Origin of the sequence: Bradyrhizobium sp. HKCCYLRH2060, assembly GCF_051168135.1 — a bacterium.
In the GTDB taxonomy this organism is placed as follows: Bacteria; Pseudomonadota; Alphaproteobacteria; order Rhizobiales; family Xanthobacteraceae; genus Bradyrhizobium.
In genome coordinates this window covers 214,678-230,761 of the sequence record NZ_JBNPUK010000004.1, presented here as the reverse complement: position 1 = coordinate 230,761, position 16,084 = coordinate 214,678, and the positions used below count along the sequence as shown (strand labels likewise).

13 protein-coding genes are annotated in these 16,084 nt (G+C 66.9%); 4 read left to right on the top strand and 9 right to left on the bottom strand.

All coding sequences use genetic code 11. The annotated features are described in order from the left end of the window. Positions 1-12: 12 nt before the first annotated feature. From ACQR10_RS11875 to ACQR10_RS11865, 3 genes are all read right to left on the bottom strand, one after another. Positions 13-372, bottom strand: coding sequence for a hypothetical protein (locus tag ACQR10_RS11875; RefSeq protein ID WP_315801052.1), 360 nt, complete (start codon positions 370-372; stop codon positions 13-15). 138 nt (positions 373-510) lie between these two features. Continuing rightward, a complete protein-coding gene (locus ACQR10_RS11870; protein ID WP_315801053.1) occupies positions 511-1,698 on the bottom strand; it encodes an MFS transporter in 1,188 nt (395 codons plus the stop codon). A gap of 101 nt (positions 1,699-1,799) precedes the next feature. Then, positions 1,800-3,215, bottom strand: coding sequence for a hypothetical protein (locus ACQR10_RS11865; RefSeq protein ID WP_409997879.1), 1,416 nt, complete (start codon positions 3,213-3,215; stop codon positions 1,800-1,802). Positions 3,216-3,413: 198 nt separating this feature from the next. On the opposite strand from ACQR10_RS11865, the gene thrS reads away from it, so the two are divergent. After that, positions 3,414-5,486, top strand: coding sequence for a threonine--tRNA ligase (gene thrS / locus ACQR10_RS11860; protein ID WP_410051406.1), 2,073 nt, complete (start codon positions 3,414-3,416; stop codon positions 5,484-5,486). 214 nt (positions 5,487-5,700) lie between these two features. On the opposite strand, the gene ACQR10_RS11855 is transcribed toward thrS, so the two are convergent. Next, on the bottom strand, positions 5,701-6,609 hold the full coding sequence (locus ACQR10_RS11855) for a hypothetical protein (RefSeq protein WP_316216119.1): 909 nt from the start codon (positions 6,607-6,609) through the stop codon (positions 5,701-5,703). Positions 6,610-6,921: 312 nt separating this feature from the next. On the opposite strand from ACQR10_RS11855, the gene ACQR10_RS11850 reads away from it, so the two are divergent. Further along, positions 6,922-7,485, top strand: a complete 564-nt coding sequence (locus tag ACQR10_RS11850; RefSeq protein ID WP_315801054.1) for a nitroreductase family protein — start codon at positions 6,922-6,924, stop codon at positions 7,483-7,485. A 196-nt stretch (positions 7,486-7,681) separates the two neighbouring features. On the opposite strand, the gene ACQR10_RS11845 is transcribed toward ACQR10_RS11850, so the two are convergent. Together ACQR10_RS11845 and ACQR10_RS11840 are read right to left on the bottom strand one after the other, a co-directional pair. Beyond that, positions 7,682-10,153, bottom strand: coding sequence for a putative bifunctional diguanylate cyclase/phosphodiesterase (locus tag ACQR10_RS11845; protein WP_315801055.1), 2,472 nt, complete (start codon positions 10,151-10,153; stop codon positions 7,682-7,684). Positions 10,154-11,019: 866 nt separating this feature from the next. Continuing rightward, the gene (locus ACQR10_RS11840; RefSeq protein WP_316216000.1) at positions 11,020-11,865 is read right to left on the bottom strand and encodes a class I SAM-dependent methyltransferase; all 846 of its coding nucleotides are present in this window, start codon (positions 11,863-11,865) and stop codon (positions 11,020-11,022) included. Between the two features lie 99 nt (positions 11,866-11,964). On the opposite strand from ACQR10_RS11840, the gene ACQR10_RS11835 reads away from it, so the two are divergent. Next, positions 11,965-12,582 carry a TetR/AcrR family transcriptional regulator gene (locus ACQR10_RS11835; RefSeq protein ID WP_316215999.1) on the top strand — a complete coding sequence of 206 codons (618 nt, stop codon included), beginning with the start codon at positions 11,965-11,967 and terminating at the stop codon, positions 12,580-12,582. Positions 12,583-12,962: 380 nt separating this feature from the next. Here ACQR10_RS11835 and ACQR10_RS11830 read toward each other — a convergent pair whose 3' ends face one another. Together ACQR10_RS11830 and ACQR10_RS11825 are read right to left on the bottom strand one after the other, a co-directional pair. Further along, the gene (locus ACQR10_RS11830) at positions 12,963-13,133 is read right to left on the bottom strand and encodes an RNA polymerase sigma factor region1.1 domain-containing protein (protein WP_316215998.1); all 171 of its coding nucleotides are present in this window, start codon (positions 13,131-13,133) and stop codon (positions 12,963-12,965) included. Positions 13,134-13,204: 71 nt separating this feature from the next. Then, on the bottom strand, positions 13,205-14,281 hold the full coding sequence (locus ACQR10_RS11825) for a hypothetical protein (protein WP_316215997.1): 1,077 nt from the start codon (positions 14,279-14,281) through the stop codon (positions 13,205-13,207). A 273-nt stretch (positions 14,282-14,554) separates the two neighbouring features. On the opposite strand from ACQR10_RS11825, the gene ACQR10_RS11820 reads away from it, so the two are divergent. Continuing rightward, positions 14,555-15,574, top strand: coding sequence for a patatin-like phospholipase family protein (locus ACQR10_RS11820; RefSeq protein WP_316215996.1), 1,020 nt, complete (start codon positions 14,555-14,557; stop codon positions 15,572-15,574). Here ACQR10_RS11820 and ACQR10_RS11815 read toward each other — a convergent pair. Continuing rightward, on the bottom strand, positions 15,561-15,989 hold the full coding sequence (locus ACQR10_RS11815; protein ID WP_315801059.1) for a CBS domain-containing protein: 429 nt from the start codon (positions 15,987-15,989) through the stop codon (positions 15,561-15,563). The two genes, ACQR10_RS11820 and ACQR10_RS11815, sit on opposite strands and share 14 nt — an antisense overlap. Between the last annotated feature and the right edge of the window lie 95 nt (positions 15,990-16,084).

Here is a 16,084-nt window from a genome sequence, read left to right as displayed (position 1 = left end):
CGACGCCGCGCTTCAGGACTTCGGCAGCTTCGGCATGTTCTCGACGAAGCCGTTGAAGCAGGCGAGCCGCTCGTCCTCTTCCTTGGTGAACTTGCAGTCGGCGACGGTCTTGGCCTTCATCGCTTTCGGCTTGGCTGCCGGAGGAATAACGGCGTCATAGCAGTTCAGCCGCTCCTTGGTTCCGTCGTCGATGTCCAGGCAGGCCTGGAGCTTGACGGCTGCCGATTGCGGCTTGGCCGGCGCGGCGGCGGCGGTCTTCGTTCCCTTCGGCTTGACCTGCACCAGCGGGCGGTCACCGACCATCGGCGCGCTCTGGGCCAGCGCAGGGGTGCACAGCAGCACTGCGGCCAGGCTCAACATCATCTTCTTCATGCCATATCTCTCTTGTCCGACCCGTGGGCACGCGAGGACGTCCGCCGATGCTACTCGCCGGCCGAGGCAGAATCCACGCCCCCGGCAGCCCCCCAACGACATCGGCCTTTAATCCGGTCGGACCGGTCTTGCCAAGCGTCAACCCGCTGCTCGGGCCGGAACCGCGATCTGCGCGCGCTGGCGGCTGGCCAGGATCGCCAGCAATGCCAGGGTCAGGAACATCAGGGCGACGTAGCCGGTGGCGCCGAGCAGGTCGCGTGCAAACAGGCTGCCGCCGATCGCGGAGCCGATGGCCTGGCCGATATAGAGCACGGACGTGTTGAGCGACACCGAGGCCGAGGCGAGCGGCGGCGCGGCTGCCACCAGCCGAACCTGCTGCATCGAATTGGTGGACGCAAATCCCAACCCCCAGATCGCGACCGCCATCGCCATCAGGACGTAGGTGCCGGCCGCCAGCGTCCAGGCCGATACGCCGGCGAACATCAGGCAGGTGAACAACAGCGACGTCCGATAGGCCCCCCAGCCATCGACGATCCGGGTTGCGATGACGACGCCGAGAAAGCCGCAGGCGCCGTAGATCGCGAACACCAGCCCGATCTGGTTGGAGTCGGCGCCGGTCAGGCGCTTCAGCAGCGGTCCCATGAAGGTGAAGATCACGAACTGTCCCGACATCTGCAGGGTCGTGACCAGGAGCAGCAGCACCACCAGGCGGTTGCGGCCGAGCTCGGTCCAGGTCTTCAACGCGACCGGCGCGCCCTTCAGGCCGGATGGCAGGCGCCATGTCAGCAGCACGAAGCTGACCGCGCCGGCCGCAGCGACCGCGAGATAGGCGGCCCGCCAACCGGAATGACTGCCGATGAAGGTGATCATGGGCAGCCCCACGGCGGCCGCCAGCGACCAGCCGAGGAAGACATAGGCGATGGTGCTGCCGCGCTTCTCGACCGGGCTGATCAGCGCCGCGGTCCCGGCGGCCTGCGGTGTATAGAGAGCGCCGACCGCGAGCATCACCAGGCGCAGCGCCAGCAGGCTCGCATAGTCCGGTGCAAACGCCGAGGCGAGATTGCCTAGCGTGAGCACCAGGAGTGTCGCCGCCAGCAGACGGCGGCGGTCGAAGCGGCTCGTCAGCCAGGCGGTCAAGGGCGAGCAGATGCAGAGCACCACCGCGCCGAAGGTGATCAGCAGCCCCGCCGTCTGAATTCCGACGGCGAGATCCGAGGCGAGCTCCGGCAGCAGGCCAGCGGGCGCCAGCACCGAGCAGCCAGTGACGAGATTGCCGAGCATGAGCGAGGTCGGCGCAAGGCGCCCGGAAGCGGAAGCGGATGTCATCGCGCCTCAATAGCAGAGAATTTCATGCATTTGCATGAAAATGTCTCATGCCGTCCATGACTTTCTCTCGTCCTCCTCCCTTGTCCTGGCCGCTATTCTCGTCAGCGCGCGGGGGCAGGCTGCGCCGCCGAGGCCTGCGGCGAGGGAATCTGCCTCCAGGGAACCGGCGTGCCCGTCGGACGGACGATAGCCTTGGACGGCGGGCAGCTCTCGGTCAGCATCTTCAGAGCAGATTGCAGGCCTTCGCTGCTCACCGGAAATGTCGAGACATTGCGACGCGCAACATTCAACAGGGAATCGCTCAGCTCGGCAGACGGCATCAAGGACAGCGTTTTCACCTGGCTTGCATTCAGGAACACGCCCCAAGTCTCGCGATCGCCGGACCGCCGCGGCGGCGAGAGGAAATTGAGCCGCAGATCTCCGCTCGTCATCGCCAGCGGAGCCGGCGGCGGGCCGGCCGGCGCGATGCGCTCGACGTCGAGCTCGAAGCGGTCCTGATCGAAGCAGACCATCTGCAAGCGCGTGGTCTGGAACGTGCTCTCACCCTCCTTGCGTGCGAGAATGGTCTTGTAGGCAATCCCACGGCTCGCGGTCTCGAACATCCAGGGGCTTTCGACCCGCTGCCGCCGGTCGAGCGCGAAGCGCGCAATCTCCTCCCGCGTCAGGATGCGCATGCTCTCGAACGGGACGGACCGCGCCACCGTGAGCAGAGCGGGATCCGCGCCGAGCCTGGTGATGTAGTCGAGCACCATCTTGTCGGCCCGCGCCATCGCCTGCTGCATCGCCTGCGCCCGCATCTCGCGGGTCGGGACGCCGCCAGTGAAGTTCAGGATGACGCGCGGCGAATGCACCGCGAGCGTCGCATCCGCTGCGATCTCGCGCGTGGGCGCGCCGAGCAGCAGGTAGGGACAGGCCGAATTGCAGATCGCCCCCCGGGTCCAGACCTCGCCGTGCAGTTCGCGCCCGGACAGCTTCAGCTTGGTGCAAGCGTCGCCCTCCTGAGGCTCGAAGCCGCACTCGCGCAAGGTGGTGCGTCCCACCCGCACGGCGGCCTTGCGCTCGCGCAGCATGTCGCCGATGGCGAGCGCCTGCTGCAGATTGCCGCCTGGCGAATTGAAGTAGATCGGCAATCGGCGCTCCCCGATCTGCTTCATGAACTTGCGAAACCGCGCGGCGGCGCTGCCGTCGATCTTGCCTTCGGCGGCGATCCAGCTGTCACAGCCATGTCCGCAGACATCCGAGGAGCCCTTGACGAGCGCGAATGCGATCGGCGTGGAGCCGTCTGCGATCCGCGGCGGCGACGCCCGGCGCACAGCCGGCTTGGACTCCGTGGCGGGCCTGACCGGGGTGGCCGGCCTCGCCTGTGCCGCGGGCTTTGGCTGGGCCGCCGGCCTCGTCATCGTCGGAGCGGCCGCGAGCGGCGACAGGCTCGACAGCACGCACATGATCAGCGCGGCCCCGACATGCGCGCCACCCCGCCGAAAAAGAGAGAGCGGCGCCTCCCCTGCAGACTCCATCGCCAAACGCGTCCCCACGCCCCGAACACTTGAAGTTGTATCATACCGGCCCGCGGCGGCAATCACCGCATCGCCCCGTCGGCCGCAATTGGCCGGTTTTCCCCTCCCTCCCCGGGTTGCAGCCTCCGAATCCCCTGCTATACCCCTTGCTCCCGCTTACCTGCGCTCGTTCGCAGGAGTGAGCTCAAGGAGAGACCCATGCCTGATTCCAAATCGCCCGACGCGAAATCCGCCGCCGACCAGTCCAAGCCCGGCTTCCAATACAGCCTCAGCAACCTGAAGCCCGCCGCCCCGGTCGAGAAGATCACCATCAGCTTCCCCGACGGCGCCCGCCGCGAATATCCCAGAGGCACCACCGGCTTCGACATCGCCAAGGGCATCTCGCCCTCGCTCGCCAAGCGCACCGTCGCGATGGCGCTGAATGGCGACCTCGTCGACCTCATCGATCCCATCACCGAGGACGCCAAGCTCGAGCTCGTCGACCGCGACGACCCGCGCGCGCTGGAGCTGATCCGGCACGACTGCGCGCACGTGCTTGCGGAAGCCGTGCAGGCGCTGTGGCCCGGCACCCAGGTCACGATCGGCCCCGTGATCGAGAACGGCTTCTATTACGATTTCTTCCGCAACGAGCCGTTCACCCCCGAGGACTTCGCCGCGATCGAGAAGAAGATGCGCGAGATCATCGGCCGCGACAAACCCTTCACCAAGGAGGTGTGGGACCGCGAAAAGACCAAGCAGGTGTTCCGCGACAAGGGCGAGGCGTTCAAGGTCGAGCTGGTCGATGCCATTCCCGGCAACGAGCCGATCAAGATCTACTACCAGGGCGACTGGTTCGACCTGTGCCGCGGCCCGCACATGACCTCGACCGGGAAGATCGGCAACGCCTTCAAGCTGATGAAGGTGGCGGGCGCCTATTGGCGCGGCGATTCCAACAATCCCATGCTGACCCGCATCTACGGCACCGCCTTCGCCAAGCAGGAGCAGCTCGACGCCTATCTGAAGCAGATCGAGGAGGCCGAGAAGCGCGACCACCGCAAGCTCGGCCGCGAGCTCGACCTGTTCCACTTCCAGGAGGAAGGCCCGGGCGTCGTGTTCTGGCATCCGAAAGGCTGGAGCATCTTCCAGGCGCTGATCGCCTACATGCGCCGGCGCCTCGCCGGCGAGTATGACGAGGTGAACGCGCCGCAGATCCTCGACAAGTCGCTGTGGGAGACCTCGGGCCACTGGAACTGGTATCGCGAGAACATGTTCGCGGCGCAGTCCGCCGGCGACGAGGCTGAGGACAAGCGCTGGTTCGCGCTGAAGCCGATGAACTGCCCGGGTCACGTGCAGATCTTCAAGCATGGCCTGAAGAGCTACCGCGACCTGCCGTTGCGGCTCGCGGAGTTCGGCGTCGTGCATCGCTACGAGGCTTCCGGCGCCATGCACGGCCTGATGCGCGTGCGCGGCTTCACCCAGGACGACGCGCACATCTTCTGCACGGAAGATCAGCTCGCCGAGGAGTGCCTGAAGATCAACGACCTCATCCTGTCGACCTACTCGGATTTCGGCTTCGAGGGCGAGCTGACGGTGAAGCTGTCGACCCGGCCGGACAAGCGCGTCGGGACCGACGAGATGTGGGATCACGCCGAGCGCGTGATGGCGACCGTGCTGAATGAGATCAAGGCGCAGAGCAACCACATCAAGACCGAGATCAATCCGGGCGAAGGCGCGTTCTACGGGCCGAAGTTCGAATACGTGCTGCGCGACGCCATCGGCCGCGACTGGCAGTGCGGCACCACGCAGGTCGACTTCAACCTGCCGGAGCGGTTCGGCGCGTTCTACATCGACGCCGACGGCGCCAAGAAGGCGCCGGTGATGGTACACCGCGCGATCTGCGGCTCGATGGAGCGCTACATCGGCATCCTGATCGAGCACTACGCCGGCAGCTTCCCGCTGTGGCTGGCGCCGACCCAGGTCGTCGTCACCACCATCACCTCGGAAGGCGACGAATACGCCAAGCAGGTGCTGGCGGCGCTGCGCCGGGCAGGTCTTCGGGCCGAGATCGATCTTCGCAACGAGAAGATCAACTACAAGGTCCGCGAGCATTCGCTGCAGAAGATCCCGGCTTTGCTCGTCGTCGGCAAGAAGGAGGCCGAGACGCATTCGGTCTCGGTCCGCCGGCTCGGCCGCGACGGCCAGACCGTGATGCCGACGGCGGACGCCATCGCGGCGCTGGTCGACGAGGCGACGCCGCCCGACGTGCGGCGCCGCCAGCGCGAGGCGGCCTGAGGTCAGCCTATCCCCGCATAAGCGGGCCGACACGCGGGAACGGTATTCCCGCATGTCGCTTGCGTTGACCCGATCAACACGTTCCCTCGCCGTCATTGCGAGCGCAGCGAAGCAATCCAATGTCTTTCCACAGGGACAGTCTGGATTGCTTCGCTGCGCTCGCAATGACGCGGGGATAGATATTGCGCCCGCATGGGCCGGCTGTCGCGAGCGGCTACGCTGACAGAGTGACAACGACATCAGCGGAATCTCTATCTTTGCCCGCCGCCTGCAGCGCTACCTCGGCGCATTCGGCCATGTAGAGAAACATCGTCGCGAGCATCCGCTCGATCGCCTCGCGGCCGCGCGGCAGGATGGTGATGGCGTCGGTGCCGCGGGCGAGCAGGCCCTTCTCTTCCGCATCGCGCAGCAGTGTCAGCACATGCTTGCGCGACACCGAGAAGCGCGTCGCCAGGGCGTTGATGGAGAGCGGCACGGGTTCATCCGGCGGGAACGGCTGCTCGGGCCCTGCGCCCTGGGCCAGGCTGAACAGGATCACCATGCCGGCTGTGCGCTCGGCAAACGGCTCCAGCTCGGGCGCGCCGTCGAGCACGCGCAGGCCGGCGATGAAGCGGCGGCCGAGCTCGAGCACGAAGGTCTTCACGAAGGCCGGATCGTTCAGCGCCGTCCGATAGACCACGGCGGCCGGAAGTACCGCGCTCATCGCGTCGAACTGCACGCCCCAGCGCTCCTGATGCAGCGCGATCAGCTTGTCGGTCGGCACCAGCGGACGCCGGCGACGGTCGAGATTGGCGGCGGACGCGACCAGCCCGGCCGCGCGCATCAGCGCCAGCATCGCCTCGCAGCGGCCGCCACTGCACAGATCGAGTCTGGCGCACATCTCCTTCATGGCGCCGACGGTCAGGCCGAGCTCGCCGTCGCGCTGCTCGGCGAAATGCAGGTACAGCGCGACATGCGGAAACAGCGCCCTCGCCCGATCGCTCAGCAACGCATTGAGGATGCGGTCGCCACGGTAGAGCCGGACCGCGGCTGCGGTCGAGGCTCGCATCGCCGCGGCGAAGCCGGGCGCGCCGCGCAGCCGCAGTACGGCATCAGGTGAAGGTGTCAGCGCTGTCATTCCCACTGCAAGGCTGGTGCCCGGCCGGCCGCGAGCTGCGGTCGCCAGCGTCATCTTTTTACCGATCCACCCCAACTTCCACAATTGCCGGCGCCAGGCCGGGCTGCGGACCGATGGCCGCAGCCCGTACGACCGGCGCCGCCGCACCAGGCGAAAGATGGCCGGCTTCACGTCACGGCTGCACGCCGGCTCGAGCAAAGGGTCCGCCTGCGGCCGCGGCAGCACGCGGTAGAACCGATCAAAACGCCGTGCCGTGATCTCGTTGCGGGCGGGGGCGCATGCTATCTGTCGCGGATGCAACCAACGAGACCTGACGACGTGACCGACGCGATTGAACTCCTGAAGACCCGCCGCTCCGTGAAGCCGCGCGAGATGAGCGGTCCCGGCCCCTCGCCCGCCGAGCTCGACACCATCCTGACCATCGGCGCCCGCGTGCCGGACCATGGCAAGCTCGCGCCGTGGCGCTTCATCGTGTTCGAGGGCGACGGCCGGCGCCGCGCCGGCGAAGTCATTGCATCCGCCTTCGCCAGGAAGAACCCGCAGGCGACCGCTGCCGAGCTGGAGGTGGAGAAGAACCGCTTCATGGAAGCGCCGCTGGTGATCGGTCTCGTCAGCTTCACCCGGCCGCATCCCAAGGTGCCGGCCTATGAGCAGGAGCTGTCGGCCGGCGCCAGCGCGATGAACATCCTGACCGCGGCCACCGCGCTCGGCTATGGCGGCTGCTGGCTGTCCGGCTGGTTCATGTTCGACCGCGACGTGATGGACGGGCTCGGCCTGAAGCCGGAGGAGAAGCTCGCAGGTCTCATTCATATCGGCAAGCCGACCAAGCCGAGCGAGGACCGCCCGCGCCCGGCGCTGGCGGACATCGTGACGCGGTTCTGAGCGCGACAATCTCCGCTGTCGTCCCTGCGAACGCATGCGAACGCAGGGACCCATAACCACCGGCGGCAGTCGCGACACAAGCTCGTTCGACACCATCCGTCACCACATCTTCCTGGGGTTATGGATCCCGGATCGGCGCGCGCCTACGGCGCGCTTGTCCGGGACGACGGTTGAGGGTGTGGCGGCCGTCATCCCATCACGCCGCCTTGGACGATCGTCCACCGAACTGCGCCAATAGCCCCGCGATCTCCGAGGCCGGCTTGGCGGCGCTGAACAGATAGCCCTGGACCTGGTTGCAGCCTTCGGCGCGCAGCCAGTCGAGCTGATCCGATGTCTCGACGCCCTCGGCGGTGGTGATGATGTTGAGACTCCTGCCGAGGCCGGAGATGGCGCGGACGATGGCGAGGCAGTCGGAGCGCTGCGCGAGGTCCTTCACGAAGGAGCGGTCGATCTTGATCTTATCGAACGGGAAGCTGCGGAGATAGCTGAGGCTGGAATAGCCGGTGCCGAAATCGTCCATCGAGATGCGGATGCCGAGCTGGCGCAGCTGATGCAGCGTCGCCAGATTGGCCTCGGTCTCCGCCAGCAGGATCGACTCGGTGATCTCGAGCTCGAGCCGCTCCGGCGCCAGCGCCGACTGCGCCAGCGCCTGGACCACGACCTGCACGAGGTTGCGGCTGCGGAACTGCACCGCCGAAAGGTTCACCGCCACCTTGATGCCATCGGGCCATCGCGCCGCCTCGTGACAGGCCTCGCGCAGCACCCATTCGCCGAGCGGCACGATCAGGCCGATGTCTTCGGCCACGGGGATGAAGTCGGCCGGTGAGATCATGCCCTTGTCGGGATGGCGCCAGCGCAGCAGGCATTCGAAGCCGGAGATCGCGCCGGTCGCGACGTCGACCAGCGGCTGGTAGTGCAGCTCGAATTCGCCCTGCGCGAAGGCGCGGCGCAAATCGTGCTCCATGTCGCGGCGCTTCTGCGCCTGGCGGTCCATCTCCTTTTCGAAGAACCGATGCACGCGGCCGCCGTCCTGCTTGGCGCGGTACAGCGCCATGTCGGCGTTCTTCATCAGTTCCTCGCAGCTCGCGCCGTCGCCCGGCGACAGCGCGATGCCGATGGAGGCACCGATCACGAGCTCATTGCCGTCGATGTCATAGGGAGCGCTGAGCGCCGCGATCAGACGCGCGGCGCTCTCGCTGGCGTCATCGGCGCCGCCCTGACGGATGATCACCGCGAACTCGTCACCGCCGAGCCGCGCCGCCAGCTTGCCGCCATGCATCTGCTGCGTCAGGCGGCCCGCGACCGCCTGCAGCAGCCGGTCGCCCATCGGATGGCCGAAGGAATCGTTGACGGTCTTGAACAGGTCGAGGTCGATGCACATCACCGCGATACGCCTGTCCGCCGACAAGGCGCCGTCGAGCTCCTGCGTGAGGCGCTGCTGGAAGAATTCGCGGTTCGGCAGGCCGGTCAGCCCGTCATGGTGCGCCATGTAGGCGATGCGCGCCTCGGCGCGGCGGCGCTCGGTGATGTCGACGATCGCGACCAGCACGCCGTCGCGGCCATCGAAGCTGATCTCGCGGCCATAGGTCAGCACCTCGATCTCGCTGCCATCAGCCTTGCGATGGCGCCAGTCGCGGTGAAACAGATCGCCGTCGGCGAGCCGCAACAGCGCGTCATCGAGGCTTTCCCATTCGCCCGGCGGCCAGAGATCCCAGACGTTCATGCACAGGAGATCGGCCCGGCCATAGCCATAGTGCCCGACCATCGCGTCGTTGACGTTGAGGATCTGCGCGGTCTTGGCGTCGAGGATGCACATCGGCACCGGATTGGCGTCGAACAGCAGCCGGAACGAGGCCTCGCGCCGCTTCAGCGCGGTCACATCGGCAATGGTCAATGAGATGATGTCGCCGAAGGCGTGGGCGCCGAGCCTGAGACTGCGCGCTTCGCTGTCGAGCTCGAACTGGTCGCTTCGCCCGTGCGTGACCACGTCGAACAGCCGCGCCATCACCTCGGGCGTGCACAACATGTTGCCGCCCTGCTTCAGCCGATGCCATTGCAGCGTCGCCGACGGCAGCCTGAGCAGGTCAGCGGCCGCGCGATTGTGATGGACCACCTGGAAATCGCAGGGCATGCCGACGCTGTCGCGGATGGTCGCGAGCGAGACGACGCCGTCATCGGTCGTCGAGAAGATCGCGTCGAGCAGATTGTACTGCGTGGCACGCTCGTTGACATAGGTCCCGACCAGCGTGCTGCCCCACCGCGAATTGGTCGGCAACGCCAGGACATCATAGCTGCGGACCATGCCGTCGCGCACGCAATGCGCATGGGCGAGATAGGGCTGGCCGCTGACGAGCGCGCAATTGGCGGCCTCCACCAGCACGGTGGCACAATCCGGCGACACGGCCTCCACCGCGACGTCCCAGCGTTCGTCCTGCAGCCATTGCTGGACGTAGCGACCGCTGCGCGAAATCTGCAGGCCGCCGTCGTCGTTGTTGAGCACCGCGATGTGATCGGCGAGCCGGCCGAGGCTGCCCAGCATCACGTCCTCGTAGCGCGGCAGGCGCTGCCCTGGCCTCAATGCGGCCTGCCATTTGCGCCTGAGCACCGGGATGTCGTCAAAGAGATCGCTGCTGATCGTTGTCAACGCCTTGGTCGTCGCGGCACTCATCATTCCCACTCGATCGCCCACCCTGTCGGTCCCGGCGGTATCTGAAGCAGACGCGGCTTTAACGAGCTGTAAATGCATTGGCTTCGCGCATGGCGCGCAGCGATTGTGACAGTTTTAAGTGGTTCCATGGTTATCGCGCATTAGCGACTGTGACAGCGTCGCTTCACGTTCATCGCCGCTGTCCCAACGAGAGGGAGATACGGCACGGATGCGGATGTGACTGCGCGATCTCGCGACACGATCTGCCCGAGTTTTGCTGATCGAACCGCCCTCTTCAAACAGAGGGCGCAGGGAGAGCCGGACCTCGACTGAGGCCCGTGGCCCGCCTGCGAAAAAAATGCAGGCGGCAGGTACCACAGGTCAGCCGGAAACCCGGCCCTCCCTGCGCGATGGCTTTAACGGCTGCTTCGCGTTCTCCCTGGTGCGCCGGGCTTTCTGGCCACCATCCCCACGCAAGGCGAAGCCTCAACGTGAGTTGATATCAGCATCGGGATATCAGGACCGCGCGACTTGACCGTGCGCAGCAGATCGTTCGTCGGCACGAGAGACCCCGCGCTGCAATCCACCACGCCCACCGCTCCCCGCCTCGCGTCTCGTGACGACCGCGATACGCCCCTCAGCTCGAGACGGGATACGCCGAAATGTGGAGGTGATTTGCCCGACGGCGCAAGGACTAATAACTGCGACAAAGTAACCCGACGGGCAATTGATGAGTCCGTATGAGCTGTCGGGTGGGCAAAGGCGCTGCCGTGCCCCATCCACGCGCGAGATCGATATGGCGCCGTGCCCATCATCTTCGTGACGAGAGCGCGGATGCATGGTGGGCACGCTGCCATCTTCGGCGGCCGCTTTGCCCATCCTACTCCCTACGCAAACCGCCGGGCGTGCACGACGTGCGGTCCTGCCTCGCTCGCGCCGTCGCCGTCGGGTGCGCCGAGATAGCGGCCGATGATTCCGGTCACGCCGACGTCCTCGATTTCATCGAAGCCGCATGAGCGCAGCTCGCGGCGGAGATCCGAAGGATCGAAACGGCTCAGCCAGGGTTCGCCGATGGCGGCGGTGCGTGCGGCGAGAGCTTCGACATTTGCGCGGCGCGCCGGGCTGTAGTTGTCGAGCGGCTCGGTGTAGTCGAACACGACCTGCGCACCGGGCAGACTGGCCATGAATGTCAGCACCGCCACGACCGCCTCGCGCCTGAGATAGGGCACGACCCCGAGCCAGGTAAAGAAAGCGGGCTCGTCCGGCCGGAAGCCAGCCGCAGCGAGGGCATCGCCGAGACGCTGCCGCTCGAAATCGACCGGCACGAAGGTGAGCGACGCGGGCAAAGTGAGGCCGGCTGCGGCGATGCGCTCCCTTTTCCAGGCCTGCGTGGCCGGATGGTCGGCCTCGAACACGCGCAACCCATGGGCTTCGTGCGGATTGCGCAGGCTGAATGTATCGAGGCCGGCGCCGATGACCGCGGCCTGACGGACGCCGCTGGCGACCGCCGTAGCCAGCGCATCCTCGGCGAACCGGCTGCGCGCAGCGATGAATCGCCTGAGCTGCTGCTTGGTCTCGTCCGCTGCCGCGGCCGCGATGAGGGTGTCGGCGTCGTCGCCGAGAAGCACGCGGGCCAGCGGATCAGCGAAGATGCTGGCGCCGTCCACGACCTGATGCGCCGCGCGGAGGATCGCGGCTCCGAGTGCGGTCCGGCTGGGCTGTCCCATCTGCATGACGATCGTCCCTCTCCCGCACCAGGGCAGCAGGTTGCGCACTGCCGCGGGATAGCGCATAATTCTAACGCTGTAAAGATTGAACCGGGATTTGGCCCTATGGCGGCGAAGCCAGCCAAGAAGCCGCGCAAGACCTATCATCATGGCGACCTGCGTAACGCGCTGCTGACGGCGGCGCGCGAGGTGCTGGAGGAGCGCGGCCCGTCATTCCTCGGGCTGCGCGAGATCTCACGCCGGGTCGGCGTCTCAGCGCCGTCGGCCTATCATCATTTTCCCAGCCGCGACGCCATCGCGCTCGGCCTTGCCGAGCAGGGCGCAACAGAGCTCGCCGCATGCCTCGCCGCTGCGCCGGCAAACCCGGGCGGCTCACTGCTGACCTATGGCGAGGCCTACATTGCGTTCGTGCGCGCCAATCCTGCGCTCTACCGCCTGATGTTCGGCGAGGGTTTCCCCGCCGTATCCGAGCACAGCGCAGCGATCCGCGGCTTGCGGACGCGCAGCTACGAGATCATGAAGGCGAGCCTCGAATCCCGGCTTACGGCCGCGGAGCTGCCGATTGCAGGGTTGTTTCTGTGGGCGCTCGTGCATGGCCTCGGGCTGCTGCTGATCGACCGCCAGATCGTCCGCGATGACGACCTGGATCAGATCATCCGCCGGGTCCTGACGCTGGCCGGGACCGGCCTCATGCATGGTCCGGCACGGGACGACGGAAAGTGAGGCCCGCCATCGTTGCGACGGAGACCCCCGTTCCGCCTGGACCGTTCGAGACAGGGCCCCTTCTCGCACGAGGCATCCGCTCGCGGTCCCAGATCGATGGTCAGCACGCTGCCGCCTGATGGCAGCTGCTTTGCCTGCCCTACGGCCCTGCAACAAAATCATCCGACGGGGCAGATGCGACACGAGTCGGCCGCGATGCGGCGCGATCGCGTCGACGGTCACTGCTGCCGTTCCGGCCTTGGGCCCCATAACCACCGGACGCGATGATGCGGACGTCTGGCGGCGATGTCTCCCGATCGCATCCGCGGTATGGGTCCCCGCGTTCGCGGGGACGAGACCGTTGATCAGGCGGGTTCCCGCCAGAAAACGTCCGTCTCGTATCACTCCTCTTCCAGACGAATGCCGCCGTTGCTGAGCGCCTCCATGATCCGCTCGATATCCTCGGGCCCAACCTCGGCGCCCGGGCAGATCTCGTTCAGCTCATCGAACGTGATCCAGCCCTTGCGCTCGCCGATCGCGATGGCAGTACGGATGATGTCGGACATCTGCATGCGGCTCTCCCCGGAGATTGGCTCTCATGAATGGTGGGGAGAGTCGGTTTGCCCTGCCGAGTTGGCGCAACTTACCGCGCCAGCACCTCGACCTCACCATCCACGCCGTTGACGACGCTGAAGGAGCGCTCGAACACCTTGCCTTCGTTCTTGGCGATGGCGCGGTAGTCGCCTTCGGACAGCACGACCTTGGGAAAGGCGCCGATCGATTCCTTGATCACGTCGCCGCCGGGGTTGATGACCGACCAGGCGGTGTTGGCGAGCGCCTCGCCGCCCTTGTCGGAGACGAGCTTCAAGGTGATGACCGCGGCACGGTGCGTCACCGTGACGTCGGTGAGCTTGCCGGCCTGGACGCGGATGTCGGAGCGTACCACCGAGTTGGCGTCGCCATAGTTGGAGACGATGTAATAGGTGCCCTCCGGCAGCATCAGCATGTCGCCGGCGGCGACGTTCGGCACCAGCGGCGCCCGCTCGCGGCCATCGAACTGGCTGCCCTTGTAGATGGCGAACGAGATCTGGTTCTGCGGGATCTTGCTGGTGCCGACCCTGCCCTCGAGGCGCAGGCCGCCGGCCGGCAGCACGAAGGATTCGCGATCGGTCTCCGTCTTCAGGTTCACCGACCTGACCGCGCTGACGAGGCCGAGCGCGACATGCACGACATAGGTGCCGGGCGGCAGCACGATGTTCGGCGTCGGGCCGCGATCCTCGCGCAGCATCTTGAAGGCGCCAGATTCGTCCGGCCGGTCGGCGAACACGCGCCAGACCAGACCGCCATTGATGTTCGGCAGGTCCTTGCCGAACCGCGCCGACAGCGACAGCACGCCCTGATTGGGAGTCGCGGCCGGCGGAGCGGCCACCGGCGGGATCGCGGCCGGCGCGCCGGGGGGGATCGCGGCGACCGGGGGTCCCGGCAGCGCCTGCGGGGCCGGCGGCGGAATGGGCCCGGCGGCGGGGCCGGAGGGTGGCGCCAGGCTGACCGCCGCCCCGGGATCAGGCACTGAGGCCGGCGGAACCGGCGGCGGCCGGTCGCCGAACAGTTGCGCCGCGGCCGGCGACATCACGAAACCGGTCAGCGGGCACGACAAGGCGAGCACAAGCCATAGCCGCCCGCTGCGCCGGAATCTGGTGAACCCGCGACCTGTCGTCATCGTCCTGCTTTTGACCGAAAACGCGGCAAATTCAAGCCTCTACTCAACCTTCCCTGAGGAACCGCGCGAACGGCGCGCGACCTGGTCGCGTTCTCCGGCGCCTGAGCGCCCGCGGCGCGCAGTCTGCCCGGCGGAGCGTTCAAATCAGCGGCATCCGGCACTCCCGTCGACCCGGCATAAAGGATGCTTCTGGTAGGCTGGTGCTAGGCTGTCATGCGTCATGAGTCCGTTGCCGACTCGTTGCACACAGTATGCGTAGGCGTGGAGATCTCGGTGCTGGATATTCTGAAAGGACGCCGTACGAGCGGAACCGAAGGTTCCGATGTCGGTCTCGGGACGATCCGCAAGCCGGTGATCGGGCTGGCGCTCGGTGGCGGCGCGGCGCGCGGCTTTGCCCATATCGGCGTCATCCGGACCCTGATGGCCCACGGCATCGTGCCCGACGTCGTGGTCGGCACCTCGATCGGGGCCGTCGTCGGCGGCGCCTATGCGGCCGGCCAGCTCGATACCCTGGAGGAATGGGCGCGCAGCCTGCAGATGCGCAACATCCTCGGCTATCTCGACATCCGCCTCAATGGCTCCGGCCTGATCGGCGGCGAGAAGCTCGCCGCCCAGCTCGAAGCATCGCTCGGCCGCGTCACCATCGAGGAGCTGCCGATGAAGGTCGCGACGGTGGCAACCGAGATTCGCACAGGGCACGAGATCTGGCTGACCCATGGCAGCCTGGTCGATGCGATGCGCGCCTCCTATGCCCTGCCCGGCATCTTCGCGCCGGTCCTGATCGGCGACCGCTGGCTGGTCGACGGCGCGATGGTCAATCCGGTGCCGGTGTCGGCGGCGCGGGCGCTCGGCGCCGAGATCGTGATCGCCGCCAACCTGTCCAGCGACGTGTTCACGCATTCGACAACGATCTACGCGCATGGCCAGCCGGTCCAGGTGCCGGAGACGGTGATGGAAAGCACGCCGCCGAAGCGGCGCTTCCGCAGGCTGTTCTCGCCGGAGCGCGCGGTGAAACGGCAGTTCTTCGGCGAAGGCGGCCGGCCGGGCATCTCGTCGGTGATGGTCGACGCCTTCAACATCATGCAGGACCGCATCACCCGTGCGCGCCTCGCCGGCGACCCGCCGGACCTGCTGATCTCGCCGCGCGTCGGCCAGATCGGCTGGTTCGACTTCCACCGCGCGGCCGACCTCATCGCGTTCGGCACAAGGGCGGCCGAACGTGCGCTGGATTCAATCCAGGAGGCGATCGGCGCAGTCACGCCGACCGGCGGCGGAGCGACTACGCCGTCTTGATATACTGGCGGAGCGCTTCCTGCTCGGTCTCGTATTCCTGGACGCGCCACTTCACGACGTCGCCGATCGAGATCAGGCCGACCACGCCGCCCCCCTCGATCACCGGCAGATGGCGGAACTTGCCGTTGGTCATCATCTCCATGATCGAGGCGACCGTATCCGCCGGCTTGCAGCTCACCACCCGCCGCGTCATCACGTTCGACACCGGCTCGGTCAGCGCCGCGGCGCCGCGCTCGCCGAGCGCGCGGACGATGTCGCGTTCCGAGAGGATGCCCTCCATCCGGCTGCCCGACATCACCAGCACCGCGCCGATCTTGCGCTCGGCGAGCCGCTTGGCAGCCTCGGCGAGTGTGGTCTGGGACTCGACGCTCTCGACCTGGTGGCCCTTGATGTCGAGGATCGCACGTACTGTCATTGCTCGTCTCCTTGAAAGGCCGGTGCGCCTTCTTGAACGAGGCGTCGTTGCGGCCGATGCTTCCAGCGATCGTCAGTCAAGCGAGTCTTCAATCA

What these genes read in the sequence shown, in the direction of transcription:
- ACQR10_RS11875 (WP_315801052.1), bottom strand. Translation starts at nt 372, where the DNA reads ATGAAGAAGATGATGTTGAGCCTGGCCGCAGTGCTGCTGTGCACCCCT.
- ACQR10_RS11870 (WP_315801053.1), bottom strand. Translation starts at nt 1,698, where the DNA reads ATGACATCCGCTTCCGCTTCCGGGCGCCTTGCGCCGACCTCGCTCATG.
- ACQR10_RS11865 (WP_409997879.1), bottom strand. Translation starts at nt 3,215, where the DNA reads ATGGAGTCTGCAGGGGAGGCGCCGCTCTCTCTTTTTCGGCGGGGTGGC.
- thrS (WP_410051406.1), top strand. Translation starts at nt 3,414, where the DNA reads ATGCCTGATTCCAAATCGCCCGACGCGAAATCCGCCGCCGACCAGTCC.
- ACQR10_RS11845 (WP_315801055.1), bottom strand. Translation starts at nt 10,153, where the DNA reads ATGAGTGCCGCGACGACCAAGGCGTTGACAACGATCAGCAGCGATCTC.
- ACQR10_RS11840 (WP_316216000.1), bottom strand. Translation starts at nt 11,865, where the DNA reads ATGCAGATGGGACAGCCCAGCCGGACCGCACTCGGAGCCGCGATCCTC.
- ACQR10_RS11835 (WP_316215999.1), top strand. Translation starts at nt 11,965, where the DNA reads ATGGCGGCGAAGCCAGCCAAGAAGCCGCGCAAGACCTATCATCATGGC.
- ACQR10_RS11830 (WP_316215998.1), bottom strand. Translation starts at nt 13,133, where the DNA reads ATGCAGATGTCCGACATCATCCGTACTGCCATCGCGATCGGCGAGCGC.
- ACQR10_RS11825 (WP_316215997.1), bottom strand. Translation starts at nt 14,281, where the DNA reads ATGACGACAGGTCGCGGGTTCACCAGATTCCGGCGCAGCGGGCGGCTA.
- ACQR10_RS11815 (WP_315801059.1), bottom strand. Translation starts at nt 15,989, where the DNA reads ATGACAGTACGTGCGATCCTCGACATCAAGGGCCACCAGGTCGAGAGC.